Source organism: Caulobacter sp. FV2ye17ST (assembly GCF_058680955.1).
Map to the genome: position 1 here is coordinate 2,932,419 of NZ_CM178727.1, position 25,667 is coordinate 2,958,085.

Sequence of the window (25,667 nt, forward strand, 5' to 3'; positions counted from 1 at the left end):
CGGCGCTCCGCTTCGCTGCGGCCGGGATGACAAGCTTTTTTGCGGCGTCAGGCGGTGACGATCCGCCCCTCGCGAACCTCAACCGGCCACGGCGACAACCGCGCCCCCACACACGGCCCGCCCACGCAGACCCCCGCCTCCACCGTGAACATCGCCCCGTGCCACGAGCAGGCGATCAGCCCGCCATCCGGCGTCAGGTACTGGTCAAGCTGCTGGGCCAGCGGCAGGCCCTGGTGCGGACAGCGGTCGACATAGCCGAACACCGCCTCGCCCTGGCGCACCACGAAACCGTGGAAGCGCCTGTCGCCGATCTGCAGGACGTAATTGCGGGCCTTGCCGTCGGCGATCAGGTCCAGCGGGCCAAGACCGATCCCGGCCCGCGTGGCCCAGACCCGTCCTGCCGGCTCGACCGGATCGCCGTCTGAACTCAAACCCGCTCGACCGTCTGCTCGATGGCCCCGAAGATCGTGTGGCCCTTGGCGTCCTTCATCTCGATGCGGACGGTGTCGCCGCCCAGCAGGAACGGCGTCCTGGCCTTGCCGTGCACCAGGGTCTCGACGGTGCGCAGCTCGGCCAGGCACGAATAGCCCAGGCCGCACTCGGCCACCGGCTTGCCCGGCCCCTCGTCGACGCCGCGATTGCTGACCGTGCCCGAGCCGACGATCGTGCCGGCCGACAGGGCGCGGGTCTTGGCGGCGTGGGCGACCAGGGTCCCGAAGTCGAAGGTCATGTCGACCCCCGCGTCGGCCGCGCCGAAATCCTCGCCGTTCAGGCTGACCAGCAGCGGCCCATGCAGCTTGCCGTTCTTCCAGGCGTCGCCCAGCAGGGCCGGCGTCACCGCCACCGGCGAGAAGGCGCTGGCCGGCTTGGACTGCACGAAGCCAAAGCCCTTGGCCAACTCATCGGGGATCAGGTTGCGCAGGGACACGTCGTTGCACAGCATGACCAGACGGATGGCGGCCAGGGCCTCCGCCCGGGTCGCGCCCAGCGGCACGTCGCCGACGATCACGGCGATCTCGCCTTCCAGGTCGCAGCCCCAGGCGGCGTCGGCCAGCGGGATCTCGTCACGCGGCCCCAGGAAGCCGTCCGACGCGCCCTGATACATCAGGGGATCGGTCCAGAAGGTCTCGGGCATCTCGGCGCCGCGCGCCTTCCGCACCAGCTGCACGTGGTTCACATAGGCGCTGCCGTCCAGCCACTGATAGGCGCGGGGCAAGGGGCTGGCGGCGTCATGCTCGTGGAAGCGCTCCCTGGGAACGCCGCCGTGCTCCAGGCTCTCGGCCAGGCCACGCAACAGAGGCTCGCAATGTCCCCAGTCATCCATCGCCGCCTGCAGGGTGGGCGCGATCGTCGCCGCGTCGGTGAACCAGGCCAGGTCGTTGGAGACCACCACCAGCCGGCCGTCCCGGCCGCCTTTGAGAGACGCGAGCTTCATGGGCGCTTCCTCGTTATCGTTATGGTTATGGCAGGACGGCCTTGGGGAAACCCGACCAGCAGGCGTCATAGTCCGCCTGAAGCGACGAATGCTCCAGCGCAAATCGCGTGGGGCGGATCACCCAGCGGCTTTCGAACATGAAGGCCATCGTGTTCTCGATCCTGTGCGGCTTCAGATCGGCCGCCGCCGCGCCCTGCCAGCTGGCCAGATCGGGGCCGTGATCGCTCATCGCGTTGTGCAGGCTGGCCCCGCCCGGCGAGAAGCCGCCGGCCTTGGCGTCATAGGCGCCATGCACCAGCCCCATGAACTCGCTCATCACGTTGCGATGGAACCACGGCGGCCGGAACGTGTGCTCGGCCACCATCCAGCGCGGCGGGAAGATCACGAAGTCGCAATTGGCCGTGCCGGGGATCTCGCTGGGCGAGGTCAGCACCGTGAAGATCGACGGATCTGGGTGGTCGAAGCTGACCGTGTTGATCGTGTTGAAGCGCGAGAGATCGTATTTGCAGGGCGCGAAATTGCCGTGCCAGGCGACGACATCGAGCGGGCTGTGATCCCACTGGCTGGCCCACAGACCGCCCTGGAACTTCTGGATCACCTCCGTCGGCACCTCGACGTCTTCGAACGCCGCGACGGGCGTCTCGAAATCGCGCGGATTGGCCAGGCCGTTGGAGCCGATCGGTCCCAGATCCGGCAGCTTGAACGCCGCGCCGTAGTTCTCGCAGACATAGCCGCGCGACGGCCCCTCGACCTCGACCCGAAACCGCACGCCGCGCGGGATCAGGGCGATCTCGCCGGGGCCGGCGGTCAGGACGCCCAGCTCGGTGACGATCGTCAGCACGCCCTGCTGCGGCACGATCAGCAACTCGCCGTCGGCGTTCTGGAACACCCGGTTCTGCATCGACGTGTTGGCGAGATAGAGATGGATGCCGATCCCGGCCTGAGTGGCCACATCGCCATTGCCGGCCAGGGTCAGCAGGCCATCGACGAAGTCGGTCGGTGCGGCTGGAACCTCGATCGGGTCCCAGCGCAGACGGTTGGGCGTCACCGGACCTTCGAATGGCCCGCTGGCAAGGGTCTGCTGGGCATAGGGCTCGTAGCGGCCGTGGCAGGCGCTGGGCCTCAGGCGATAGAGCCAGCTGCGGCGGTTGTCGTGACGCGGCGCGGTGAAGGCGCTGCCTGACAGCTGCTCGGCATAGAGGCCAAACGGAACCTTCTGCGGCGAGTTCTGGCCCACCGGCAGGGCGCCGGGGACGGCCTCGGTGGCGAAGTGGTTGCCGAAGCCGGATTGGTAGCGGAGGTCCATGGTTGGTCCCTGGCTCGTTTCTCGGACACACCCTAACGCTGTCATCCCGGACAAGCGAAGCGCCGATCCGGGACCGCAGCAAGCGCGGCGCTCAGGCGTCGGTCCCGGATCGGCGCGCTGCGCGCTTGTCCGGGATGACAGCTTTGTTGGCCTCAGGCCTCGACCGTGATCACGCCGCGGCGGATCTGGTCCAGTTCGATGCTCTCGAACAGGGCCTGGAAGTTGCCGTTGCCGAAACCTTCGTTGCCCTTGCGCTGGATGATCTCGAAGAAGATCGGGCCAAACAGGTTCTCGGTGAAGATCTGTAGCAGCAGGCCTTCCTCGCCGACATTGCCGTCCAGCAGGATGCGGTTCTTGCGTAGCCGCTCGAGGTCCTCGCCGTGTCCCGGCACGCGCTTGTCGACCAGCTCGTAATAGGTCTCGATGGTGTCCTGCAGCTTCACGCCCCGGGCGCGCAGTTTCTCGACGGTGTCGTAGATGTCGGGCGTGGTGAGGGCCAGATGCTGGATGCCTTCGCCATTGTACTGGCGAATGAATTCCTCGATCTGACTCTGGTCGTCCTGGCTTTCGTTCAGCGGGATGCGGATGGCCTTGTCGGGCGCGATCATCGCCTGGCTGAACAGGCCGGTGGCCTGGCCCTTGATGTCGAAATACTTCTGCTCCTCGAAGCCGAAGACATCGCGATAGAAGGTCGACCAGGTGCGCATCTGGCCGCGCTTGACGTTGTGGGTCAGGTGGTCGAGCAGATCCAGACCGACATTGTTCTTGGCCTCAGCCAAGGCCGCGCCGGGAACCTGGTCCCAGCTGTCATAGATCGTGCCCAGATCGCCGTGGCGTTCGACCAGATACAGCATCGAGCCGCCGATCCCTTCCAGCACCCGAGCGCCCTCGCCCAGCACCGTCTTGCCCGCGTCAGCAGCCACGGCGCCGCGCTTCAGCGCCTTGGCATAGGCGGCTTCCACATTCTCGACGCGGAAGGCCATACCGTTGGCCGAAGGACCGTGGGCGGCGCGGAACTCGGCGACCTGGCCGGTCGTCTCCTCATTGACCAGCAGGTTGATGCGGCCCTGCTTGTAGCGGGTCACGGCCTTGGTCGGATGGGTGCTGGCGGCGACAAAACCCAGGGCCTCGAACAGCGCTTTCATGGCGGCCGGGTCGGGGCTGGTGAACTCGACGAACTCGAAGCCATCAAGGCCGAGCGGGTTTTGGGCGGTCATGGACATGGCGTGGTTCCCGAAACTCAGCGAGCGAGAGCCGCCGGCAAGGCGGCGATCAGGCGGTCATTGTCGGCGGGGCGGCCGATGGTGATGCGAACCCAGCCACCGGCGACGGGCGTGGGACGGATGATCAGGCCCTCCTGCAGCAAACGCGCGGTCGTGGCCTCGGGGCCGGCCGGGGTGCGCAGGAACACGAAGTTGGCCTCGCTCTTGGTGTGCTCGACGCCCATGGCGTCCAGCGCCGCCTCGACCCGGCCGCGCTCGGCGATGGTCAGGGCGACGGTCCGTTCCAGATGTTCGACATCGGCCAAGGCGGCCAGGGCTGCGGCCTGACTGATCGCGGTGACGTTGAAGGGCGGACGCAGGCGATCCAGATAGCCGACCAGCTCGGCTGACGAAGCGATGCCGTAACCCACCCGCATGCCGGCCAGGCCATAGGCCTTGGAGAAGGTGCGGGCCGACACCCAGGGCCCGCCCCAGGCTTCCAGCAGGGCGAAGGTATTGAAGGCCTCGTGATACTCGCGATAGGCCTCGTCGACGAAGACCAGGGTCGAGCGCGGCGTGACGGCCAGGATCTCGCCGATATCGACGCCGGTCAGGGCGTTGCCGGTCGGGTTGTTGGGCGTGCACAGCACCAGCAGCTTGGGGCCCTTGGCCGCCTCGACCTTGAAGGCCTCGACGTCCAGGTCGAAATTGGCCAAGCGCGGCACATCGACAATGGTCGCCTCGGCGCAGCGGGCGAAGATCTCATAGGCCGGGAAGGTCGGGCTCGACATCAGGATCGTCTCGCCCGGCGCGATGACGGCGCGGAACAGATAGTCGATCAGGGCTTCCGAGCCCGGTGACACCACGATGCGGGCCGGATCGATCGACAGGTGCGAGCCCAGGGCGTCACGCAGGGTCTCGCAATAGGGGTCGGGATAGATCTCTGGGGAGGCCAGCGCCGCCTGGACGGCGGCGACGACCGTGGGGCTGGCGCCCAGCAGGTTTTCATTGCTGGCCAGCTTGGAAAAGGAGTCGCGGCCTGTGCGACGGCCGGCTTCCGCCAGGGTCATGCCAGACCTGTAGGCCTGGACCGTTTCAAGGGCGGCGCGCACCGGGGACGGCACGGCCGAAGCCAGGGGCTTCTGGTCGACAACCAGCATGGAAACCGCTCCTCAAATGAACAGCGGTCAAAATAGCGGGAACCCGAAGTCAGAACCTGTCGATCATGACCGATACAGCACCCACATTAGCCAGATAATGCCAACCAGATCCTCGAACCCGGCGCCATATGTCGGAACGATGGTTAGTCCAGATAGTCGAGCGGCAGGGCCGTCGAGTCCTTGATGGTGTCGAGCACAAAGCTGGAGCGGATGTCCTTCACCGCCGGCATCTTCAGCAGACGCTTCATCGTGAAGTCGGCATAGGCGTCGAGATTGGGCACCGCCACCTTGAGCAGATAGTCATAGCCGCCGGTCATCACGTAGCAGCCGACCACCTCGGGCTCGCGCAACACGGCCTCGCGGAAGGCCTCGGCAGCGCTCTCGGTGTGGCGATCGACCTGGACTTCCACATAGGCCAGGACGTCCAGCTTGGCCTTTCGCCGATCCAGCAGGGCCACATAGCCGGCGATCAGGCCGGACGCCTCCAGTTGCTTGACCCTGCGAAGGCAAGGGCTGGGTGACAGCCCCACCCGCTCGGCCAGATCGACATTCGAGATCTTGCCGTCCTCCTGCAGAATCTGGAGGATCTTGCGATCGGCGCGCGTGAGTTTCATGTGACCGACTGGATCAAACCGCTGGCAGAAAATGCCAACCCAGCTTCCACAAACACCAGGATCGCCGCAAAAGCAAAACGCCCCGGGCTTTCACCCCGGGCGCTTCGAATTCAGACCTGATCGAGCTGATCAGTTGGCCAGACGGCGCAGGAACGAGGGGATTTCAAGATCCTCGCCTTCATCGACCTGCTGCGCTTCCAGCGGCTGCATGGCCGGCCGGGCGTTGGAGGTCGAACGGGCCTGCGGCTGCTGTTGCGGCGCGGGCTGCTGGTCATAGCGCTGGCGACCACCACCAAACAGGCTCATCCAGCCGCCGGACTTCTGCGGCTGACGGTCGGCGTAGTGTTGCTCGGTGTAAAGCGGTGCTTCCTCCACGTCATCGACCATCGGATCGACGATCCGGGTGACGGTGCGCGGCGCCGGGGTGGTGATGCGAGGCTCGGGGGCGGCCTCGGACACGACAGGCTCTTGGAAATGAAGGTCGGCTTGCGGCGCTTCAGCGACGACTTCCGGCTCGGGCTCATAGGCGGGCTCGGGCGCGTAGGAGGTCGGCTGGGTGGCCGGGCGGTCGAACGGACGGGCTTCGTAGCGCGAGGCCGGACGGGCCGGCTCAGGCTGCGGGGCCGGGCGCGTCGTGTCGACGATCAGAGGCGCGGTCGTGGTGTTGCGCGTGACGGGCTTGGGTTCGATCTGGGCGATCGAGGCGCCGTCCATGCCGGTGGCGACCACCGAGACGCGGATCACGCCTTCCAGCGACGGGTCGAAAGCCGCGCCGAAGATGATGTTGGCTTCCGGATCGACCTGATCCGAGATCGCGTTGGCGGCTTCGTCAACTTCAAGGAGCGTCATGTCCATGCCGCCGGTCACGTTGACCAGCACGGCCTTTGCGCCCTTCAGCGAGACTTCGTCCAGCAGCGGGTTGGCGATGGCGTTCTGGGCGGCCATCAGGGCGCGGTCTTCGCCGGTGCCTTCGCCGGTGCCCATCATCGCCTTGCCCATTTCGGTCATGACCGTGCGGACGTCGGCGAAGTCGAGGTTGATCAGGCCCGGCAGCACCATCAGGTCGGTGATCGAGCGAACGCCCGAGTGCAGGACCTGGTCGGCCATGCCGAACGCTTCGGCGAAGGTCGTGCGCTCGTTGGCGACGCGGAACAGGTTCTGGTTCGGAATGACGATCAGCGTGTCGACATAGCGCTGCAGCTCACCGATGCCGGCGTCGGCCAGACGCATGCGGTGACGGCCTTCGAAGTGGAAGGGCTTGGTGACGACGCCGACCGTCAGGATGCCGCGCTCGCGCGCGCACTTGGCGATGATCGGGGCCGCGCCGGTGCCGGTGCCGCCGCCCATGCCGGCGGTGATGAAGACCATGTGAGCGCCGTCCAGGTGCTCGCCGATCTCGGGGAAGCTTTCTTCGGCGGCGCTCATGCCCACTTCGGGGTGCGCGCCGGCGCCGAGGCCCTGCGTAACCTGCACGCCGAGCTGGATGCGACGGTCGGTCTTGGCGAATTGCAGTTGCTGCGCGTCGGTATTGGCGACCACAAACTCAACACCTTCGAGGCCCGCCTCGATCATGTTGTTGACGGCATTGCCGCCAGCGCCACCGACACCGAACACGACGATACGCGGCTTCAGTTCAGTGGTGCGCGGCGCTGAAAGAGAAATAGCCATGGAACCCTCGCGACCTTACGCCGAAATCGTCAAACAGGACCCCGGCGATTGAACCGTCGGGAACGCCTCGACGATTGGGTTAACAAAACAACCACCATCGTTAATCGGCGGTTAACTGCATAATATGAGTCGGGGGCAGGTCGAGCGCTGCCAGAGCACAATTCGCGCCCTATCAACAGAATCTCTTGGGAGTCCAAGGGTTCCGGATAGCTCAGAATAGTTGATGCGACCGAACGCCGCTGCTGTCTATTTCGCGAAAAACAGAAAGCTTGGCCACGCTCTCAAGCGTGGCCGGTAGCGGCGATCGCTAAAGGTTGTCGCGCAGCCAGGCGGCGGCCTTGGCCATGGGGCTGGCGTTGGGATCGATCGGGCGTTTGCGCAGGGCAGCGGTCGCCAGAGCTTTCGGAGACACCACTTCGCGCGGGCCAAAGGCCGAGCGGTGCAGCACGCCGGCGGCGGCGCAGAAGGCCGGACCCGAGGCGGCGTCGGCCAGGTGCGGCACCCGGCGCGGCCGGCCCAGGCGAACCGGACGGTCGAAGACCCGCACGGCCACTTCGCGCACGCCGGCCAGTTGGCTGGCGCCGCCGGTCAGCACAATGCCAGCGCCCGGCTCGACCGGGGCGCCCGAGGCCTTCAGGCGCTCGCGCAGCAGTTCCAGCGTCTCTTCGACGCGCGGCTGAATGATGCCCTTCAGCAGCGATCGCGGCGCGATCACCGGACCGGCGCCCGGATCGTCGCCACGCGGCGGAGCCTCGATCATCTCGCGGTCTTCATTGGCAGAAGCGATGGCCGAGCCGTGCAGGGTCTTGATACGCTCGGCGCCGGCGACCGAGGTCTGCAGGCCGCGGGCGATGTCCTGCGTCACGTGCCCGCCGCCGACGGCCAGGCTGTCGACGTGGCAAAGCGCGCCGTTGTTGAACACGGCCACCGAAGTGGAGCCGCCGCCCATGTCGATGCAGACGGCGCCCAGGTCCATCTCGTCCTCTTCCAGGGCCGCCAGGGCCGAGGCGAAGGGGGCGGCGACGACGCCCTCGAACGACAGGTGGGCGCGCTCGACGCAGTGGGCCAGCGTGTGGAAGACGTTTTCGTTGATCGAGACGACCAGCAGTTCCAGGCCGAGCGCGCGGCCGAACATGGCGCGCGGATCGCGGATACCGCGCTGACCGTCCACCGACCAGGCGATGGGCAGCAGGTGGATCGGCTTGCGACCGGGAATCTTGACCTGGGCCAGGGCCGAGGCGATGGCGCGCGACAGGTCACCGTCGGCGATGGGTCGGGCGCCCAGGGAAACCTGGGTGTGGACGCGATTGCTGGCCAACTGGCCGCCGGCGGTGCAGACGCTAACGCCCTGGACATTGACGCCCGCCACGGTCTCGGCGCGCTCGACAGCCTGGGCGATCGCTTGCGCGGCCTCATCCAGATTGACGATCGCGCCGCCGCGAACGCCGCGCGACTGCACATAGCCGACGCCGGCCGTGGTCAGGGTGCGGTTGTCGCGATGAATGCCGTCGGCCTTCATGATGAAGCAGGTGACCTTGGACGCGCCCAGATCGACAGCCGCGACCGCAGGCTGACGAACGAGCGTCGCCTTCAAGCCGTCACGGGCCTGTTTCCGATCTTCCAGTCGCGACATCGCTATCGTCACCCCAACACCATCACACTACGCCCCGCCTGCCACGGTCTGCCCAGGCAGAGCCGCATCGCGGGGTCTCACAGCCACCATCTCGGGATCGCGCAGATCGATGCGCGCAAACCCCAGATCCAGGATTCGTTGCCTCTGGTCCAACTGATCCAGCTGGATCAGGGCGGATTCTTCGTCGATCGCCGGCAGCTGGATCAGCGAGCCGTCTTTCAGGCGCAGATCCCAGCGACGATCGTCGACGCGCACCAGCGCCTCAAGACGATCCCGCAGGCGCGGACGGGCGGCCACGGCGGGCAGGATGGCGCCGGCGGCCTGATCGGCGCCCTGCCCCACCACCAGCGGCAGCTGCGGGAAACGCGAGGCGTCGGCCTCGGAGATCACCCGGCCTTCGCCGTCGATGACCCGCATCCGGCCGCCGCTCTGCCAGACGGCGAGCGCGGGGCGTTCCTTGACGGCGATGACCACGGTGTCGGGCAACAGGCGCACGACCTTGGCTTCCTTGACCCAGCCCACCGTCTCGACGCGTTGGCGGATGTCGGCGAGGCTCAGGCCAAGGGTCGGCTGATCGAGATAGAGGCCCGAAGCGCGCATGATGTCGGCCTGGGCCGGCCCGGAGGCGCCCTGGATGTGCACGGTCTTGAGCTTGAAGCCGGCGGACGCGAACTCGCTATCCACGCCATGGCGAGCAGCCATGACGAGGCGCTCGGCCCGATGGCCGGTCGCGAGCATCACCACAAGTCCAAGGCCAAGAGCCGCGCCGGCGACGCCGAGCGCGAACGCAGGCGACAAACCCACGCCCTTGGCGGCATGCAGCTTCGCGGCCGGCTGCGCCCCTTTGGGAGCAGCCGAACGAGCCTTGTTTGGACTTGCGGGCGCTTCGGCCCGAGGGCGCCTAGGCTTAGGCGATCCCCCCCGCACTACAGCGGGCATAAGCGTCCTCCACGATCCAGAGCACTAGTTGATCAAACGAAATCCCGACGTGGGCGGCTTGCTCGGGAGCGAGCGAAGTCGGTGTCATGCCGGGCTGCGTGTTGACCTCTAGAAGGACCAGAAGGTCGTTAATGTCGTCATAACGGAAGTCAGATCGGGTTACGCCTTGGCAACCAAGAGCTGTGTGGCCAAGCTCGGCCATCCGCATGGCCCGATCCCTTACGCTGTCAGGGATTGGAGCCGGCAGAACGTGGATGGAACCGCCTTCCGAGTACTTGGCGTCGTAATCATAGAAACCTGTGGACGAGCGAATATCGGTTACCGCCAGGGCTCTGGGACCATTTGACTCACCCATGACCGCCACGGCCAGCTCGAGCCCGCGCACATAGGGCTCGACCATCACTTCCTCGCCATAGGTCCATGTCGGAGCCGACAATTCCACCGGCGGGCGGTTGGCGCCCTCAAGGATGATAAACACCCCGACCGAGGATCCTTCCGCGTTGGGTTTCACCACGTAGGGTGGCTGCATCACATGGTCGCGTGCGACATCGTGGCGGCTGAAAAGCCCGCCGCCGGGCACGATCACACCCGCCGCGGCCAGCACCGCCTTGGCCTTGGCCTTGTCCATCGCCAGGGCCGAGGCCAGCACGCCCGAGTGGGTGTAGCCGATCTTCAGCGTCTCCAGCACGCCCTGGACGCAACCGTCCTCGCCCCATTCGCCGTGCAGGGCGTTGAAGACGAGATCCGGCGCGACCCTGGTCAGCACCTGAGCCACGTCCTTGCCGGGATCGACGCGGGTGACCTTGGCCCCCAGCCGCTCGAGCGCATCGGCGCACTCGCGTCCCGAGACCAGGCTGACCTCGCGCTCCGAGGACGGGCCGCCCAGCAGGATGGCGATGTGGCGGCCGGCCAAGGGGGCGTTGGTAGTCGGCTGGGTCATGGAGGGGCTCGACGAAGCGCGGAAGATCAGGCGCCACTCCTAGTGAGCGACGACGGTCCTGCCAACATTCCTTGTCATCCCGGCCGTGGCGAAGCGGAGGCCGGGATGACAAGATATCTTGAAGTTAGTGGCTCGCCGCCGCCGTCGCCGGCTTCAGCGCGCGGAAGTCGATGTCGCTGTCGGCCACCAGGTAGAGGAAGCTGGTCCAGGCGGCCACGTTCTGGGCCAGCTGGATCGGATCCACCTTGTTGAGGGTGTCGTCGGCCGTGTGGTGGTAGTCGAAGTAGCGGCTGGCGTCCTGGTTCAGGTTGATCACCGGCACGCCGGCCTCCTCGATGCCGCCGATGTCGGCGCCGCCGTGGGCGGACGGCTTGCGGTCCAGATAGATCTTCAGCGGCGTCAGAACGCGGGTCGCGGTCTTGATCACCGGATGATCCAGCGACCCGGCCGGAACCTGCAGGCTGTAGATGCGGTCGGCGCCGCTATCGCTCTCCCCGGCCAGGATGATCTTGGGCAGCTCATCCTTGTGCGCGGCCAGATAGGCGTCGGACGAGCCGCCGCTTTCTTCCGAGCCCCACATCACGACGCGGATGGTGCGCTTGGGATGCTTGGGCAGGTCGCCGATCAGCTTGGCGGCCGCCGTGGTGATGGCGATGCCCGTGGCGTCGTCCAGGGCGCCGGTGCCGACGTCCCAGCTGTCGAGGTGGCCGCCGATGACGATCACCTCGTCCGGCTTTTCCGAGCCCTTGATCTCGCCCGAGATGTTCCAGGCCACGTCCTTGGGATCGAAGCTGGACTGCAGGTTCAGCTTGATGCGCAGCGGGCCCTTGGCGGCCAGGCGCTCCAGCTGCTCGGCTTCCGGCACGCCGATCGCGGCGGCGGGGATGGTCACGACGCCCTCGCCATTGGCGGTGCTGCCCGTGTGGGGCACGGTGGAGTCCGAGGTCGAGATCGAGCGGATCAGCATGGCCACGGCGCCGCGCTTGGCGGCCTCGACCGGACCGGCCCGGCGCGAGATGCCGGCAATGCCGTAGCCGGCGCCGTCCTGGGCCATGACCATCGGCTGGGTGATGACGGCGATCTTGCCCTTCAGCGCGCCTTCCGGCGCGGCGATCATCTCGGCATAGGTCTTGAACAGCGCCACTTCTGCCTCGACGCCGCCGGGCGGGGTCGAGACGGTGCGGCCCAGGCCCACGGGGTTGAGGTTCATCGCATAGGGCGCCATCAGCCAGGCGCTCTCCTCGCCGCGCGTCCACGACGGCTTGGCGAATTCCTCGACCTTGATGTTGGTGAAGCCCAGAGCCTTGAACTTGGCCACGCCCCAGTCCTTGGCCTTTTCCATGGCCGGCGAGCCGACCAGACGCGGACCGATATTGGTGGTCAGGTCCTCGGTGATGTCCCAGGCCAGGTGGTCACGAAGGGCCTTGTCGCGAAGGCCCTCGGCCACGGCGGCGTCCTGGGCGAAGGCGGAACCGGTCAGCAGGGCGGAAACGGCGGCGGCGGTCAGCAGGGTACGGAACATGCGCTGGGATTCTCCGAAATTTCGCCAGTCATAGCATCGCGGCGAACCAGGAGAAGTCAGCAATGCGCTGAACTATGCCGTTCTGCCGATCCGCTTGATCTCCCAGTCCAGCTGGATGCCGGTCTTGCTCAGAACATCGGCGCGCACCGCCTCGCCCAGCCCCTCCAGGTCGGCCGCCGTGGCCTCGCCGGTATTGATCAGGAAGTTGCTGTGCAGCGGGCTGAACATCGCCCCGCCAAACGGTTTGCCCCGCCAGCCGGCCTCGTCGACCAGCTTCCACGATGAGTGGCCCGGCGGGTTCTTGAACGTCGAGCCGCCGGTCTTTTCGCGGATCGGCTGGGTGGTCTCGCGCCGGGCGGTGATCTCGGCCATGCGGTCGCGCACATCGGCCGGATCGTCAGGCGTGCCCCGGAACATCGCCTGCACCCAGAACATGCTGTTGGGGGGGACTTCCGTGTGCCGATAGGTGAAGCCGAAGTCTTCGTTGCTCCAGACCCGCATTTCGCCGGACCGGTCATAGCCCCAGGCGCTGACCAGGATGTCCTTGGTCTCGCGGCCATAGCAGCCGGCGTTCATGGTCAGGGCGCCGCCGATGGTGCCCGGGATGCCGACATAGAATTCCAGCCCGCCCAGCCCCGCCCTCGCCGCCGCCCGGGCCACCGAGGCGTCCAGCGCCGCCGGACCGGCGATGATCAGGTTCTCCTCGAGATCGACCGTAACCTCGCCGAAGGCGCGGCCGGCGCAGCGGATGACCACGCCCTCGACCCCGCCGTCGCGGATGATGACATTGGAGCCCACGCCCAGCGCCTGGACCGGAACCTGCGCCGGCAGCGCCCTGAGGAAGTCGCGCAGGTCGTCGGCGTCGGCCGGCAGGAACAGCACCTCGGCCGGACCGCCGACGCGGAACCAGGTGAACGGGCCCAGCGGCTCGTCGAACAGGAGCTTGCCGCGAACGGCGGGGAGATCAGCCTTCCAGCTCACTTGGCCCCCGCTCACTTCGCCAGCGCTTCCAGCTGCCCCGGCAGCGCATAGGCCCAGGTGGTGATGTCGCCGGCGCCCAGCAGGACGACGAGGTCGCCGCTCACAGCTTCGGCGGCGACCAGGCGCGGCAGGGCCGTGGGGGTCTCCAGAGCCAGGGCCCGGCGGTGGCCGAACTTCTTGAGGCCCTCAACCAGGGCGTCGCGGTCGATGCCTTCGATGGGGCTCTCGCCGGCCGTATAGACGTCGGCGACGATCACGGTGTCGGCGTCGTTGAAGCACGAGCTGAACTCGGTCATCAGGTCGCGCAGCCGGGTGAAGCGGTGCGGCTGGACCACGGCGATCACCTTGCCGTTCGGGGTCACGGCGCGGGCGGCCTTCAGCACGGCGGCGATCTCGACCGGGTGGTGGCCATAGTCGTCGACCACGCGGATGCCGTTAGCCACGCCGGTCGTCGTGAAGCGGCGCTTGACCCCGCCGAAGCTGGCCAGACCAGCGCGGATGGCGTCGGGGCCGATGCTCAGCTCGCGGGCCACGGCCACAGCGGCGGTGGCGTTCAGCACATTGTGGTGCCCGGCCATCGGCATCTTCAGGCCGTCATAGCGCACCTGATCGCCGTCGCGCGGCGAGACGATGATGTCGAAGGTCGAACCGTCGGGGCCCATCTGGATATTGGAGACGCGGACTTCGGCCTGAGGATTGGTCCCATAGGTCACCAGCCGCCGGTTCTCGATCCGGGCGGTCAGGGCCTGGACTTCCGGATGGTCGGTGCAGACCGCCGCGAAGCCGTAGAAGGGGATGTTCTCGATGAAGTCCTGGAAGCCCTTCTTGACCGCATCGAAGGTGCCCCAGTGGTCGAGGTGCTCGGCGTCGATATTGGTGACGATGGCCACGGTCGACTTCAGCTTCAGGAAGCTGCCGTCGCTCTCGTCGGCCTCGACGACGATCCAGTCGCCCTCGCCGACCTTGGCGTTGGTGCCATAGGCGTTGATGATGCCGCCATTGACCACGGTCGGGTCCAGGTCGCCGGCATCCAGCAGGGCGGCGACCATCGAGGTGGTGGTGGTCTTGCCGTGCGTGCCGCCCACGGCGATCGAGAACTGCAGCCGCATCAGCTCGGCCAGCATCTCGGCCCGCCTGACGAGGGGCAGGCGCTTGTCGCGGCCGGCGGCCATCTCGACATTGTCGGCCTTGACCGCCGTCGAATAGACGATGGCCGAGGCGCCTTCGACATTGGCCGCGTCATGGCCCACGAAGATCCGCGCGCCCAGCTTTTCCAGCCGCTCGGTATTGGCTGACGCCTTGGCGTCGCTGCCCTGAACGGTGTAGCCGATACGCAGCATGATCTCGGCGATGCCGGACATGCCGATGCCGCCGATGCCGATGAAGTGCACGGGGCCGAGTTCGAAGGGTACGGGGCGTCGACGCTGGATCATGAAAAGCCGATTAGACCATTTGCGCGCAACGCGAAACGCCCTGTTGGCGGCGATGTTGTGGACGGGCCCCGCCCTGGCCCAGGCCCCCGCTGCGGCCCCGCCCCCCGCCAAACTTGAACTGAGGCTGGCCGATGTCGGCCGCTTCGCCGTCTTCGTGGATCTGACCAGCGTCCAGTGGACCGGCCGCGTCGCCAAGTTGCGCGTACTGCAGGTCACCGAAGGCGGCTTCAAGGCCGGGGCCGATGAATACTGGGGCGGCTGGCGCCACGAGATCATCGACTGCGACGCCCGCACCATCGCCCATGCCGGCTTTGGCAGCATCCGCGCCGGCGGCCGCGAAGGCCCCGTCACCGGCGACCAGCGCCCCGCCGCCCCGATCCCGCCCGGCGGCGCCGACGACGCGGCGGCCCGGGTGGTCTGCGACGGCTGGAAGCCGTTCACCGGGGTTCCGGTGGCGACCACCGTCGAGCAGGCGGTGGGACTGGCCAGGCCGCTGATCGAGACCGGCGCGGAGCCTTGAGGGGCTATCGCGGATTCAATCCTGTAACGTTCTCTCGGTAGAGGTCTCGAGGACTGCATCGCTCATCTTGGAGTAGGCCCATCCTCGCTCGCCTGTAAGACCGGCCCGGCGCGTCTCGGCGCGCCGGATTTCTGTGGGTGGCGCGCAAAACTCGCCAACGACACGCAGAGGCTGCCCGCCAGGCCTGTTAGCCGACAGCGTCAAACGCGAGCGATCTTGAGCCCCGGGCACTGATCGATACGGGCACCAAGTGCTAGACGCTCAGTTCAAGAAAAGAGATCGAGGGGCTCCACAGCGTCTCCCAACTCATACTTATAAATTTCGATTCCATGCTCTTCGGCCACGTCAAGAGCGACAATTCCGATTAGACGCATCGCACGGAGCACGGCTTGAACACGATTGTCGCCATAGCCCCGTATGGAGTGAACTTCATTGAGGAGCTCAAAACTGGCGATCACCTTATGAAGTGCATAAACTTCACCTTTGCCAATATCTTGATATTCCACCTCACCAAATCTAAATTCTATACTAACATTCTCCTCGGATCCATCTTCATTCATGTAGTGAATTATGTGATTTGAAAAATATTCATCGCTCATTACTTTATCCGCCTTCCAGTGTAGAGATTTTTTGTTACAGACTCTATTCCATTCCCCTGACGGCACTGCACTTGACGGTCATTCATGGACGAATAGCATCTCTCCTTAATTCTTCGGATATCTGAATCGTTACGCCCATACATTCCTCCATACATTTTGCACATAGCTAGATCATCCTGCTCCAACTGATCACACTCCCTCTTTTTCTCCTTTTGACTCTTTTTCTTCGATCTAATTGGATAAGTAACGCCACGCTTCGGAGGTCTGGAGCGCTTGCCAGGACCGCCTGCTGCAATGGTCAGATTCAACTCATCGGTCGGCAAGTTGAGGAACGGTGTCTTCATGCGTCCCGTCGTTCGCGCGTCGAAATCCCCGATCGCCCGAGTCAGCGCGACGCCTCCGGCAAAGGCTGGAAGCCCCGCTGCCTGAACGAAAGGCGCGGCTTCAGGATGACTTGCCAGAAAACGGGTCGCTTGCAGCAGGGGCCGCCCCTTAGGCTTCGCACCTGCTTTCGGCAGCTTGCGGATGTGCCCGCTGCCGCCCCGCCCGGTATCGACCCACTGCCCGCCGTTGGAACTACCGACAGGCGCGCGCGGCTGGTTAGGATCAAACTTCGTTTCCAGATCCCGGATCGCCTGCCGCAGCACCTCTGCCGCTGCGTCGCTCCGGAATTTTCCTAATGCGCTTTCAAAATCATCAGACGCCATCGTCCTCTCCGCATAGGTGCGGCCCTGAATGGGCGCACAGGTTCGCATCTCCGCCGATGTTGACCGGCGGGTTGGGGAGGCGGCGGAGCGTCCGGGCCAGGCCCGGATGAGGGTGTAGAGGAGTACCGTTTCGGCCGTGGCCGGAGCGCTCCGCGCGGCTGTTATCCGATGAGCCCTCGGGGCGCGGGGTTTTAACCCGCTCCCGAAAGAGGCCCTAGGCGGGCGGAAGGGAAGCGACCCTTCCGGACCGCGCGGGCGATTTCAGCCCGCGCCTGGAGCGCATCATCAGGCGTCGCCAAAGGGTGTTCCCGGCGGTCCGGATCCGGCTTCATCACGCGCGGCCCCCGCAAGGACTGCTCCGCTCCACCAGACCCCACCGGGCCTTCAACGACGATCGACGGGCGCGACCCGCACAACCGCCCCCATCACCCGTCAGGTCGCCAGCTGGACGGCCTCCCCAGTGACGGGGCGAGAGTGATTATGCGGGAGGTTTTCAGGGGGCTGCGTCGATTTTGCATCGTGACGGTGGGTTCGGCAGTCAGGGTGTTGATTTCGTTGGGCGTGGTGCGGTGTTATCCCCGTGCGGGTACGGGGATAGAAGCAGGTTGGACAGCGCCCGCATCAACCAGACCCCGTCATCCCGGGACTCGTCCCCGGGACCCATGGTTCAGCCGCCCCGCCTTCGATCATCCCTGCGCCACCCGTGCGGCGGACAGATGGGTCCCGGGAACAGGTCCCGGGATGACGGAAGATTATGGGTTCTAAGCGTGAACCACTTTCCGACGATCCGCGTGCCGACACCACCATGTCGCCCTTCAAATCTCATTCCCTTTCCCGCTTGCGGGAGCACGCAGCCCGGCCAACGCTAACGTCGGCTGAAAGGCCAAGCGCTCCCTGACGTAAAGCCCGGCGAGCCCCTCACCCGCCCCTTCGCTCCCCCTCCAGCAAGCGGAGAGGCCCGCCCGTCACAGCACGAACACGTCCATCGGCGCGACAACCGGCTTTTGCCCCCAGGCGAACAGGATCAGGCCCCGCGCCTTGGCCGTCTCGATCAGCCAGGCGCCCGACAGCTGGATCAGTTCATAGGTGACCTCCAACTCATCGACGCCGCGCGTCTCTAGGCGGGCGGTCTGGCCGTCGAGTTCGATACCGGCCCAGCCGATCACCTCGCCGGCCCAAGGCGACCGCAGGGTCATCAGCAGCGAGCCCTCCTCATAGTCATCGTCGTTGGCGGCGGCGGCGTCCGCGCGCGAGAGCCGGCAAAAGGAGATCGCGCGCGGTCCCAGCACCAGATCCTCGATCGCCGCCGTCATGGGCGCGCCGCGAACAGCTGGGGCCATGTGGTCACCGGCGTCTCGCTGCCCGGCAGCAGGGTCAGGCCCTCCTCCTCGGCGGTGCGGATCAGCCAGTCGCCGGCGAACCACAGGCAGAGCCGCAGAAGGTGGATGTCGTCGGTGCCCAGAAACGTCTTGGCCCAGCGATGACCGTCCATCTCGACCCAGAACCGGCCCAGCAGGCGGTCATCCAGTTCGACGTGCTCATAGCCTTCAACGTGCGCGAAGGTGCAGAACTCTCGCGCGCCCATGCGGATGCGGACGGACGCCTCGCAGCGGTCGCCGTTGGCGTCCAGATAGGGAATGAACCGCGGGCCGATCACCCTGGGCCGGTGCGGCCATTTCACATAGGTAAACGGCGGCCGCATCGCCCTGCTCCCATCCCCGCGACACAAGCCTAGCGGGATGAGAACAAAATGGCAACTCTTGAGTGCGTCAGAGGCGCGCCGTGCGCTCCACCAGATCCGCCAGCTCCTCGGCCGCGTTGGGCTTGGCCACTGACCGCGCGCCGTCCGACATCCGCGCCAGGCGCTCGGGGTTCTTGAGCAGGGCGTTGAGGGCGCCGGCCATGGCGTCGACGGTCAGCTCGTCCTCAAAGCACACGGCCGCGCCGCCGGCTTCTTCCAGCAGGCGGGCGTTGAAGCGCTGGTGGTCGTCGGCGGCGATCTTCAGGGGGACCAGGATCGAGGGCCGGCCGGCGACGGCCAGTTCGGTGCAGGTCGAGGCGCCCGAGCGGCCGATCACCAGGTGCGACTGGCGCAGATAGCCGGCCATGTCGCGGAAGAACGGCGCGACCTCGCAGTCGACCATGGCGTTGCGATAGACCTTGCGGGCGTTCTCCAGGCTCTCGGCCCGGGCCTGCTGGAACACCTTCAGGCGGCCGCGCATCTCTTCGGGCAGCTTGGCGATGGCCTCGGGGATCAGTTCCGACAGCAGGCGCGCGCCCTGGCTGCCGCCGGTGACCAGGATGCGCAGCTGCACTTCCGGCGCCAGATAGGGCACGTCGAACAGGGCGCGGACCGGCGGGCGCACGGGGTTGCCGACGACGTGGGCGCGGGCCTTCACGGCGGGCGCGGCCTTTTCCAGGATCGGGAAGGCGCAGGCCACCTCGTTGACCCGAGGGGCCAGGAAGCGGTTGACCCGGCCCAGCACCGCGTTCTGCTCGTGGATCACCGTGGGCCGCCCTTGCGACAGGGCGCCCAGCAGGGCCGGCAGGGCGGGATAGCCGCCGAAGCCCACGACCACGGCCGGGTCCAGGCGCTTGAAGGCCGAGCGGGCTTCCAGCACGCCCTGCATCACCACGAAGCCGGCCTTGAGCATGCCGATCGGGTCGCCGGCCTTGGCCGTGGCGGCCGACAGGGCCAGGCGTTCCTCGGCCGGGAACTTGTCGGCGTAGATCGCGCCGCGATCATCGGTGGCCAGCACCACACGCCAGCCGCGGGCCCCGAGGGTCTCGGCCAGGGCCTGGGCGGGGAACATGTGGCCGCCGGTACCCCCGGCGGCGACGACAACAAGCTTGCTCATGTCAGTTGAACGCGCCGCCCTGGGTAAACTCGCCGGAGGGGCCATAGGCGCCCGGACGCTTGCGCAGCAGGGCCAGGGCCAGGCCCAGTGTCAGTCCCATCGCAAGCATCGAAGATCCCCCGTAGCTGATGAACGGAAGCGTCATGCCCTTGGTCGGGATCATGTTCAAGTTCACCGCGATATTGATCATGGCCTGCTGGCCCACCAGCACGAACAAACCGGCGGCGGCGACCTGCTCGAAGGTGTCGTTCAGCTTCATGGCCTTCATCATGCCGCGCACCACCACGAAGGCGAACAGGCTGATCAGGCCCAGCGAGAAGACCAGGCCATATTCCTCGGCCGCGACCGAATAGATGAAGTCGGTGTGCAGGTCGGGCACGTGGCGCTTCATGACGCCCTCGCCCGGGCCGCGTCCGAACAGGCCGCCGGCGTGGATGGCCTCGGCGGCGCGGGTGATCTGGTGGGTGTCGGCCTGGTCGGGGCTGAGGAACTTCTGCACCCGGGCATGCACGTGGTCGAACAGGAAGTAGGTCGACATCAGGCCCGCCACAGCCACGCCGCCCAGGCCCATGATCCAGCTGATCGGCACCCCGGCCATCCAGAACGCCGCCCCGAAGGCCACGGTGATCAGCACGGTCTGGCCCACATCGGGCTGGATCAGCAGCAGGCCCACGGCGATGGCGTACAGCAGGAAGGCGATCGACACCCCCGGCACCCCCTCGCCCTTCTGGCCCTCGGCGAACATCCACGAGACCAGCACGATCAGGGCCGGCTTCATGAACTCGGACGGCTGCAGGGTGAAGCCGGCGAACTGCACCCAGCGGGTGGCGCCCTTGGCGTTGTGGCCGATGAACGGCAGGGCGATCATCACGGCGATGGCGGCCACATAGATGAAGAAGGCCACCCGCCGCACGCCCTTGGGCGACAGCATCGAGGTGGTCAGCAGGATCCCCGTCGAGGCGCTGGCGAAGACGCACATGCGCAGGGCGAAATGGAACTGGTCGTCGATGCCGATCCGCTGCGCCGCCGCCGGGCTGGAGGCGAACGACAGCAGCACGCCCAGGGTGACCAGGATCGCCGTGGCGCCCAGCAGCCAGCGGTCTGTCGTCCACCACCAGATGCCGATCGCGGTGCGGTCGGTTCTGGCGAAGGCGTGGGTGGTCTGGGTCGACATGTCCGGAGAGTCGGCGCGCAAGGTTAATCGAACATTGCTGCAGCGCTTGTCGGCGGGGGATATGCGGCGAAAGGCGGCGGACTTTTGGGGTGTGGATGGGCCGGCGGCGGCGCGCTAAGGGTGGGGCCGCTGTTTGCCGCCCGAGGATGACGATGAAAGACGCCTGGATCGCCCGCCGGAGCCTGCTGGTCGGGGCCGGAGCTTTGCTGGTCACCCCGCTGTCGGCGCACGCCCAGAGCGCCAAGCCGCGGGTGGCGATCGAGACCGCGCAGGGCGTGATCGTGGTCGAGCTGGAAGACAAGAAGGCGCCGATCACGAGCGCCAACTTCCTGCGCTATGTCGACAAGAAGAAGTTCGACGGCGGCAGCTTCTATCGCGCCTCGCGGGCCCGGGGCGCGCCGGCCAACGGCTCGATCCAGGCCGGCCCGTCGATCCGCACCCGCCGCTTCGCGCCCATCGCGCATGAGAGCACGCGGATGACGGGGATCAGGCACAAGGCCGGGACCATCTCGATGGCCCGCAACGAGCCGGGCAGCGCCACGGCCGACTTCTTCATCTGCGCCAGCCCGATGGCCTATCTCGACGCCAAACCCGGCGCGCCCGGTGATAACCAGGGCTTCGCGGCCTTCGGCACGGTGGTCAAGGGCATGGACGTGGTGAGGAAGATCCTGGCCTCGAAGACGGACGGCGTGCCGCAGAACCCCAGCATGAAGGGTCAGATGATCAATCCGCCGGTGGCGATCGTGGGGGCGCGGCGAGTTTAGCGGCCCTGCCTACAACCCTCTCTCATAGAGAGAGGGAGGGGCCCGCCGCCGCAGGCGGTGGGAGGGTGAGAGGTTTCACCGCCGGCCGGAGAAACCTCGAGTCTTCTATGAGATCTGCCGCATCCAGGCGCCGGACCTGTTGAACCACGCGGTCCAGAGATTTCCCAACGCGCGGGTCCTTACAGATAAGGCCGGTACGGCGTTTGACGTCCCACCCTGCCCCGTCCGGACAGGGTGTAACCTCTCACCCTCCCACCGCTTCGCGGCGGGCCCCTCCCTCTCTCTATGAGAGAGGGTTTCAAGACAGGCCCAGCGGCCAGGCCGCGCCCTGAAATCCTTGGAGGCGAGCTTGCTCTGGCTGACGGCCTCGTCAAGGACGGCCCCTGCGGGGCCGCCGCCTCGCGGCGACGCGAGAGCGTCGTCCATGACGAGGCCGTCAGCCAGAGCTCCAATTCCACCAAGGGTTTTAGGACGGGCTGCACCCGCGTTGGCGGGTGATGGGCGCCAAAGCAGGCTATTGGAATGACGGCTCAGGGTCGAGGAGGCCTCGATGGACATAGACCGCCGCGTTGGCCTGGGTCTGATGCTGGGCGTGGCAGTCGGAGTCGCTGGGCGCGCGTGGGCCACGACCTACAGGATTCCGACCTTCATCATTTACTTTCCCGAAAACTCAGCCGTGATCCCAGATGAGAGCCTGGAGTTCGTCGGACAGGCCCAGCGCTATTACGACGCCACCGTAACAGCGCCCGAGGTTCACAATCAGTGGTGCCGCCTAATGGGCGGCGTCGATGGCGCGGAGTTCGCCAGAGGTCGGCAGGGTCTGGCGCTGGAACGGGCCCACTCGGTCGCAAAGGCCCTGCAGGGCCTAGGTGTCGAAGCTATGAAGGTTGTTCACCCGAGGAGCGGCTGAGAAGCTGGGGTTGCGAAGCACCAACCTTGGCCGGAGGTCTCCCCGGATGAACGTCCACAAGAATGCTCGGCTGACGCCCGTCGGTCGAGCCCTGATGATTTCCCGCATCGAGCAGCAGGGCTGGCCGGTGGCGCGGGCCGCCGAGGCCGCGGGGGTTTCCCGGCGCACGGCCAGCAAGTGGCTACAACGGCATCGGCGGGGCGGCGAGCGAAGGCATCACGACCGCAGCTCGGCGCCCCGCCGATGTCCGCGCAAGACCTCGGCCGAGGTCGTCGGCCAGATCGAGACACTGCGTCGCCAGCGGATGACCGGTCCGTCCATCGCTCAAGCCCTGGGCCTGGCCCGCTCGACCGTCGGGTTGATCCTGCGCCGGCTGGGCCTGGGCAAGCTGTCGGCGCTGGACCCGAAGGTCCCGATCGTCCGCTATGAGCGCGCCGTGCCCGGCGAGATGATCCACCTGGACATCAAGAAGCTCGGCAAGTTCAACATCGAAGGTCATCGCGTCACCGGCGATCGCCGGGCCGGCCGCTCAAAGAAGGCCGGCTGGGACTTCCTGCACGTCTGCGTCGATGACGCCTCGCGCCTGGCCTATACCGAGGTCCTGCCCTCCGAGTGCCAGCACGACACGACCGCTTTCCTCGAACGCGCCCTGGCCTGGCTGGCCAGCCACGGCGTCATCGTCCAGCGGGTGATGACCGACAACGGCTCGGCCTATCGCTCCAAGCTGTTCGCCCAGGCCCTGCAGGCCGCCGGAGCCCGCCATGTGCGCACCCGGCCCTACACGCCCCGCACCAACGGCAAGGCCGAGCGCTTCATCCAGACCAGCCTTCGCGAGTGGGCCTATGGCCGCGCCTATGCCTGCTCGGACGATCGCGCCAAGGCCATCAGGCCCTGGACCGACGCCTACAATCTCGCCCGACCGCACTCCGGCATCAAAGGCCTCACGCCCTGGCAGCGTGTGAACAACCTTCTTGGAAACGACACCTAGGTCTCAAGCAGGCGGTTCTCTATCCGACGCTCCTGCGCGGCCCAACGCCCTTTGAGGGAGCTCTGCCCGGCAAGCCCGAGCCACTAAACCGCGCTGTCTGGATCGACCTGTTCGCGGGTATGGCGCCAATCACAAATTGAAGACCCAGAAACATCATAAGGAGGATGGTCGCGACCTGCCGCTCGCCAGCCATCAGCCATCAAACGACGGATGGAAAGACACGTCGCCCGTAGCCGACGCCCCCCCGAGGAACAGACGCTGGAAATAGCGGGACCTGGCGCCCCGATAGGTCAGCGCGACGTCGCTTACAAATCCAAAACGGTGATAGTAGCCAGGATCACCAAGGAGGACGCAGCCAGCGACCCTTAGGCTCCGCAGTTCGTCGAGCGCAGCATGGATGAGGGCTTGGCCGATACCGAGCCGCTGGCGATCCGGCCGCACTGAGATGGGTCCAAGTCCGTACCAGCCGGGCTGGTGCGGTCTAATCGTCACGGGCGAGCAGGCCACGTGGCCGAAGACCTCCTCGCCCTCAACGGCCACAAGGGAGACAGTCAGAGCCATAGCGGACCTCAGCCGCTCCACGATCAGCGCTTCCGTGCCGCTGCCGTGCGCCGTGTCCTTGAATGCTAAAGTCGTGAGTTCGCAAATGGCGACCACATCGGCGGGCCGCTCAGGTCTGATTTCCAATGTCATGAATCCTCTGGAGCCCAAACAGCGCAGGCCATCCCCCGAGCTTGCGAGAGGACGACACGATGTGCGTCTCGGCGAGAGACGATCAGAAGGCGCTTACAGTTCCAGACATCTCGCGAAGCTAGGGCGGAACGAACAGTCCGCGCAAGCCGGCAGGTCCGTACTCGTCGGAAGCTGACGGAGCGCTGGACCAGCCCCTACCCCCGCGCCGCCTTGGCCCCGATCTTCCCCAGCCCCTCGACCGCCGCCCGGAACGCCTCGCCCCGAGCCTCAAAGTCCGCGAACTGGTCGAACGACGCGCAGGCCGGCGACAGCAGCACAATCGCGTCCTCGCCGCTGTCCATGGCGTCCGAGAACGCCGCCGCCGTGGCGACCTCGATCGAGCCGCACATCCGCACCGAGGCCTTGCCCTCCAGCGTGGCGGCGAAGTCTTCGGCGGCCTCGCCGATCAGATAGGCCTTGGCGACGCGCGGGAAGAGGTCGTGCAGGTCGCTGATGCCGCCGGCCTTGGGCACGCCGCCGGCGATCCAGTAGAACTTGGGATAGCTGCTCATCGCCTGGCGGGCGGCGTCGGCGTTGGTGGCCTTGCTGTCGTTGACGAAGCGCACGCGGCCGATCTTGCCGACGGTCTCCATGCGGTGGGCCAGGCCCGGGAAGGTCAGCAGGCCTTCGACCGCGTCATGGGCCGGGATGCCCACGGCGATGGCGGCGGCATAGGCGGCGCAGGCGTTCTGCCAGTTGTGGCGGCCCGGCAGGCTGCGGGCGCGCAGCAGGTCGGCCATCTCGGTGACGCGATCGCCGGTGGCGTCGTACAGCACGCCCTGCAGGGCGTAGACGCCCCGGCCCATGGCCTTGCCGGCGCTGATCGGCCAGATGGTGCGGCGGTTGGCGGCGGTGATCTCGGTGCAGATTTGCTGGCACCAGGGATCATCGACGCCGATGATGGCGGTGTCGCCCTTGCCCTGGTTGAGGAAGATCCGGCGCTTGGCGGCGATATAGCCTTCCATGCCGCCGTGACGGTCTAGGTGGTCGGGCGAGATGTTGAGCAGCACCGTGGCGTCGGCCTTGAGGCTGCTGGTCAGGTCCAGTTGGTAGGACGACAGCTCCAGCACGTAGACCGCGCCGCCGTGCATGTCTTCCAGGCCCAGAACGCCCGCGCCGATATTGCCGCCCACCCGGGTGTCGCGGCCGGCGGCGGCGCACAGGTGGCCGATCAGGGCCGTGGTCGTCGACTTGCCGTTGGTGCCGGTGATGGCGATGATCTTGGGCCGCTTGTGGGCCGGGGCGGCGTTGACCGTGCGGGCGAAGAGCTCGATGTCGCCCAGGATCTCGACCCCGGCGTCGCGGGCCATCTTCACCGTCCAGTGCGGCTGGGGATGGGTCAACGGCACGCCGGGCGACAGCATCAGGGCCGAGAACAGGCTCCAGTCGGCCGAGCGCAGATCGACGACCTTGAAGCCTTCGGCCATGGCGGCGTCCTGGCTGGCGGGGTTCTCGTCCCACACCGCCACATTGGCCCCGCCGGCCACGAGGGCGCGCGCGGCCGTCAGGCCGGTGCGGCCCAGGCCGAACACCGCGACGGTCTTGCCCTCGAAACCACGGACGGGGATCATGATCCGGCTCC

General features: G+C 66.8%; 25 protein-coding genes. 4 read left to right on the top strand and 21 right to left on the bottom strand.

What is annotated here, in order from left to right; translation table 11 throughout:
* Positions 1-47: 47 nt before the first annotated feature.
* From ACW17V_RS14030 to murC, 13 genes are all read right to left on the bottom strand, one after another.
* Positions 48-431: a Rieske (2Fe-2S) protein gene (locus ACW17V_RS14030; protein WP_492105702.1), complete on the bottom strand. Its 384-nt coding sequence runs from the start codon at positions 429-431 to the stop codon at positions 48-50.
* Positions 428-1,435, bottom strand: a complete 1,008-nt coding sequence (locus tag ACW17V_RS14035; protein ID WP_492105703.1) for a fumarylacetoacetate hydrolase family protein — start codon at positions 1,433-1,435, stop codon at positions 428-430. Before ACW17V_RS14035 ends, ACW17V_RS14030 begins: the two co-directional genes overlap by 4 nt.
* A 25-nt stretch (positions 1,436-1,460) precedes the next feature.
* Positions 1,461-2,741, bottom strand: coding sequence for a homogentisate 1,2-dioxygenase (hmgA, locus tag ACW17V_RS14040; RefSeq protein ID WP_492105704.1), 1,281 nt, complete (start codon positions 2,739-2,741; stop codon positions 1,461-1,463).
* A gap of 152 nt (positions 2,742-2,893) precedes the next feature.
* Entirely contained in the window at positions 2,894-3,964 is a 1,071-nt protein-coding gene (gene hppD / locus ACW17V_RS14045; protein ID WP_492105705.1) for a 4-hydroxyphenylpyruvate dioxygenase, read from the bottom strand.
* Between the two features lie 17 nt (positions 3,965-3,981).
* Entirely contained in the window at positions 3,982-5,103 is a 1,122-nt protein-coding gene (hisC, locus tag ACW17V_RS14050; protein ID WP_492105706.1) for a histidinol-phosphate transaminase, read from the bottom strand.
* Positions 5,104-5,246: 143 nt separating this feature from the next.
* Positions 5,247-5,717, bottom strand: a complete 471-nt coding sequence (locus ACW17V_RS14055; protein WP_492105707.1) for an Lrp/AsnC family transcriptional regulator — start codon at positions 5,715-5,717, stop codon at positions 5,247-5,249.
* Between the two features lie 129 nt (positions 5,718-5,846).
* Entirely contained in the window at positions 5,847-7,385 is a 1,539-nt protein-coding gene (gene ftsZ, locus ACW17V_RS14060; RefSeq protein ID WP_492105708.1) for a cell division protein FtsZ, read from the bottom strand.
* A 307-nt stretch (positions 7,386-7,692) separates the two neighbouring features.
* The gene (ftsA, locus tag ACW17V_RS14065) at positions 7,693-9,018 is read right to left on the bottom strand and encodes a cell division protein FtsA (RefSeq protein ID WP_492105709.1); all 1,326 of its coding nucleotides are present in this window, start codon (positions 9,016-9,018) and stop codon (positions 7,693-7,695) included.
* A 27-nt stretch (positions 9,019-9,045) separates the two neighbouring features.
* Positions 9,046-9,957 (bottom strand): cell division protein FtsQ, encoded by a 912-nt coding sequence (gene ftsQ, locus ACW17V_RS14070; protein ID WP_492105710.1) that lies wholly within the window; start codon positions 9,955-9,957, stop codon positions 9,046-9,048.
* A complete protein-coding gene (locus ACW17V_RS14075; protein ID WP_492105711.1) occupies positions 9,926-10,897 on the bottom strand; it encodes a D-alanine--D-alanine ligase in 972 nt (323 codons plus the stop codon). The genes ftsQ and ACW17V_RS14075 overlap by 32 nt, the downstream gene beginning before the upstream one ends.
* A gap of 124 nt (positions 10,898-11,021) precedes the next feature.
* Entirely contained in the window at positions 11,022-12,419 is a 1,398-nt protein-coding gene (locus tag ACW17V_RS14080) for a M20/M25/M40 family metallo-hydrolase (RefSeq protein WP_492105712.1), read from the bottom strand.
* A gap of 72 nt (positions 12,420-12,491) precedes the next feature.
* Positions 12,492-13,400, bottom strand: a complete 909-nt coding sequence (murB, locus tag ACW17V_RS14085; protein WP_492105713.1) for a UDP-N-acetylmuramate dehydrogenase — start codon at positions 13,398-13,400, stop codon at positions 12,492-12,494.
* A gap of 11 nt (positions 13,401-13,411) precedes the next feature.
* On the bottom strand, positions 13,412-14,833 hold the full coding sequence (gene murC / locus ACW17V_RS14090; RefSeq protein WP_492105714.1) for a UDP-N-acetylmuramate--L-alanine ligase: 1,422 nt from the start codon (positions 14,831-14,833) through the stop codon (positions 13,412-13,414).
* On the opposite strand from murC, the gene ACW17V_RS14095 reads away from it, so the two are divergent.
* Positions 14,832-15,353 (top strand): hypothetical protein, encoded by a 522-nt coding sequence (locus tag ACW17V_RS14095; protein WP_492105715.1) that lies wholly within the window; start codon positions 14,832-14,834, stop codon positions 15,351-15,353. The two genes, murC and ACW17V_RS14095, sit on opposite strands and share 2 nt — an antisense overlap.
* 266 nt (positions 15,354-15,619) lie before the next feature.
* On the opposite strand, the gene ACW17V_RS14100 is transcribed toward ACW17V_RS14095, so the two are convergent.
* From ACW17V_RS14100 to ftsW, 6 genes are all read right to left on the bottom strand, one after another.
* Positions 15,620-15,952 carry a hypothetical protein gene (locus ACW17V_RS14100; protein WP_492105716.1) on the bottom strand — a complete coding sequence of 111 codons (333 nt, stop codon included), beginning with the start codon at positions 15,950-15,952 and terminating at the stop codon, positions 15,620-15,622.
* The gene (locus ACW17V_RS14105; RefSeq protein ID WP_492105717.1) at positions 15,952-16,659 is read right to left on the bottom strand and encodes a hypothetical protein; all 708 of its coding nucleotides are present in this window, start codon (positions 16,657-16,659) and stop codon (positions 15,952-15,954) included. The genes ACW17V_RS14100 and ACW17V_RS14105 overlap by 1 nt, the downstream gene beginning before the upstream one ends.
* 965 nt (positions 16,660-17,624) lie before the next feature.
* Positions 17,625-17,972 carry a hypothetical protein gene (locus ACW17V_RS14110; protein WP_492105718.1) on the bottom strand — a complete coding sequence of 116 codons (348 nt, stop codon included), beginning with the start codon at positions 17,970-17,972 and terminating at the stop codon, positions 17,625-17,627.
* On the bottom strand, positions 17,969-18,361 hold the full coding sequence (locus tag ACW17V_RS14115) for a hypothetical protein (RefSeq protein ID WP_492105719.1): 393 nt from the start codon (positions 18,359-18,361) through the stop codon (positions 17,969-17,971). Before ACW17V_RS14115 ends, ACW17V_RS14110 begins: the two co-directional genes overlap by 4 nt.
* 67 nt (positions 18,362-18,428) lie before the next feature.
* Positions 18,429-19,517 carry an undecaprenyldiphospho-muramoylpentapeptide beta-N-acetylglucosaminyltransferase gene (gene murG, locus ACW17V_RS14120; protein WP_492105720.1) on the bottom strand — a complete coding sequence of 363 codons (1,089 nt, stop codon included), beginning with the start codon at positions 19,515-19,517 and terminating at the stop codon, positions 18,429-18,431.
* A 1-nt stretch (position 19,518) separates the two neighbouring features.
* A complete protein-coding gene (ftsW, locus tag ACW17V_RS14125) occupies positions 19,519-20,691 on the bottom strand; it encodes a putative lipid II flippase FtsW (protein ID WP_492108801.1) in 1,173 nt (390 codons plus the stop codon).
* A 152-nt stretch (positions 20,692-20,843) separates the two neighbouring features.
* Here ftsW and ACW17V_RS14130 point away from each other — a divergent pair, with 152 nt between their 5' ends.
* From ACW17V_RS14130 to ACW17V_RS14140, 3 genes are all read left to right on the top strand, one after another.
* A complete protein-coding gene (locus ACW17V_RS14130; protein ID WP_492105721.1) occupies positions 20,844-21,455 on the top strand; it encodes a peptidylprolyl isomerase in 612 nt (203 codons plus the stop codon).
* Positions 21,456-22,005: 550 nt separating this feature from the next.
* A complete protein-coding gene (locus tag ACW17V_RS14135; protein ID WP_492105722.1) occupies positions 22,006-22,365 on the top strand; it encodes a hypothetical protein in 360 nt (119 codons plus the stop codon).
* Between the two features lie 46 nt (positions 22,366-22,411).
* The gene (locus tag ACW17V_RS14140; protein WP_492105723.1) at positions 22,412-23,353 is read left to right on the top strand and encodes an IS481 family transposase; all 942 of its coding nucleotides are present in this window, start codon (positions 22,412-22,414) and stop codon (positions 23,351-23,353) included.
* Between the two features lie 192 nt (positions 23,354-23,545).
* Here the strand turns inward: ACW17V_RS14140 and ACW17V_RS14145 are convergent, their stop codons facing one another.
* Both ACW17V_RS14145 and murD read right to left on the bottom strand, forming a co-directional pair.
* Complete coding sequence (locus ACW17V_RS14145; protein WP_492105724.1) at positions 23,546-24,046, bottom strand: GNAT family N-acetyltransferase; 501 nt, start codon at positions 24,044-24,046, stop codon at positions 23,546-23,548.
* A gap of 194 nt (positions 24,047-24,240) precedes the next feature.
* A complete protein-coding gene (murD, locus tag ACW17V_RS14150) occupies positions 24,241-25,656 on the bottom strand; it encodes a UDP-N-acetylmuramoyl-L-alanine--D-glutamate ligase (RefSeq protein ID WP_492105725.1) in 1,416 nt (471 codons plus the stop codon).
* Between the last annotated feature and the right edge of the window lie 11 nt (positions 25,657-25,667).